Source organism: Microbacterium sp. bgisy203 (genome assembly GCF_965345155.1).
Classification (GTDB): domain Bacteria; phylum Actinomycetota; class Actinomycetes; order Actinomycetales; family Microbacteriaceae; genus Microbacterium.
This window is the reverse complement of record NZ_CBDRLZ010000019.1, coordinates 1-1,700: the sequence shown is the minus strand read 5'-3', so window position 1 is coordinate 1,700 and position 1,700 is coordinate 1. Positions and strand designations below refer to the sequence as shown.

The 1,700-nt window shown below is 61.5% G+C and carries 1 protein-coding gene; it reads right to left on the bottom strand.

Annotated features, from left to right (window positions below; translation table 11 throughout):
• Positions 1–1,543: 1,543 nt before the first annotated feature.
• The coding region (locus tag ACRVYW_RS14040; RefSeq protein ID WP_431805355.1) for an IS3 family transposase at positions 1,544–1,700 on the bottom strand (157 nt) is incomplete at its 5' end.

Genomic DNA, 1,700 nt, shown 5'->3' with positions numbered 1-1,700 from the left:
CGGCTCGCTCAACGACCGGGATGCGGAACCTTCTGGTCGTTGACCGAGCGCAGCGAGTGGAAGCGTCGGTGGCGTGGCGCGGCTCGCTCAACGACCGGGATGGCCGAGTCCGCCGGTCGTTGACCGAGCGCAGCGAGTGGAAGCGTCGGTGCGCGGCGTCGCGTTTCGACTCGCCGCTGCGCGGCTCGCTCAACGACCGAGGTGCGGCACCTTCCGGTCGTTGACCTGCGCGGCTCGCTCAACGACCGGGATGAGGAACCTTCCGGTCGATGACCGAGCGCAGCGAGTGGAAACGTCGGTGGCGTGGCCGGCGCGCTCAACGACCGGGGTGAGGAACCTTCCGGTCGTTGACCGAGCGCAGCGAGCAGAAACGGCTGTGGGCTGTGCGGTCGTTGCGGTAACGCTGATAATGCGCATTATGTCAGATTGTGTGTCGGCGAGCACACCCCCGGTGCGCTGTTGCTGCCTTGTCCTACTAGACATGTCACTCCTCTCATCGAACATGTCAATCTACGGATGCGGCGGTTTCCTAGATCTTCTGTCTCATCGAGCATGTCAATGAACCGCCGCAAGAGAAAGTCCAGATAAATCCGGTATTCAGCACTCTCAGGACCTCTGTCCTTCCTATTGCGTCGGGTGTTGCGCTTCGCGATACTGCTCTGACATGCGGCTGTGGTGAGACGAGGTGTTTCGAGTTGGAATCTCTGACGAATCTCCTCGCGGAGCCGCGCTTCGTGTGTCGACGCGATCGTGATCAAGCGACAAGCAATCTGAGTGCGAGTGAATTCTGCGCGCTGCAGCCTTCTTCCCTTCGTCCGCTGGCTCCCGTACCGGCGTGGGTGGGAAAGCAAGCGCGGGAGGGACTCTGGTGGTTCTCCGGTATCGAGCAGCACGTCACTTTCGCCTCGACGTGGGAGCGTGACGTTCTTGTGTTGCTCGACTATCTGGGTGATGTGGTCGACGCCGTGAGGGATCCTGTGATCATTCTGCCTTCACGCGGGAGCGAAAATCCTCCGCTTCGTCCTTGGTTGATGGTTCGTAGCACCGGTGGGGATCTCATTCTCGCTGTGCGGCGATCGGACCAAAGTCGCGCCACTGCCGTGGCGCGTACGTTCGGGCAGGCATCGCTTGACTTGGCCATTCCGACCTTGCCGCCCGATCGAGACATGCAGGTTCTCAGGTGGCTCGCTGGGTACCGCTTTACTCGTTTTCGACTTCCACCTGACGCCGAGCAAGTAGTGCGGGACGCATGTTCGATCGCGCGCACGCTCGCCTGGACGGTCGCCACTGTCGCTAGTGCGACGGGCTATGACCAGTCAATCGTGCGCGGCAATGTCTTCGCTCAGCTCTGGCTACGGACGATCGCGCTTGTCGACACAGGCAGGCGACTTTCGAACTCTTCGTTGGTATGCGCGTCATGAGTATTGCCGATGCGCGAGACGCATTCCCTGACTTGTCATCTGTTGCGGATCTTGCCCGCTGCTCCCCCGCTTTACGGGATGGGTCTGCCCCGAGTCTTGTTGACAGTCGGGGTTTGGGGTGATCAGGCCGCTTCTGCGTCCTTGTAGATCATCTCAAATTCGATGGGGGTGAGTTTGCCGAGGCCGCGTTGGCGGCGCCGGCGGTTGTACTTCGTCTCGATCCAGGTGACCATCGCGAGGCGGAGGTCGGCGCGGGTGTCCCAGCGCCTGGTGTTGAGC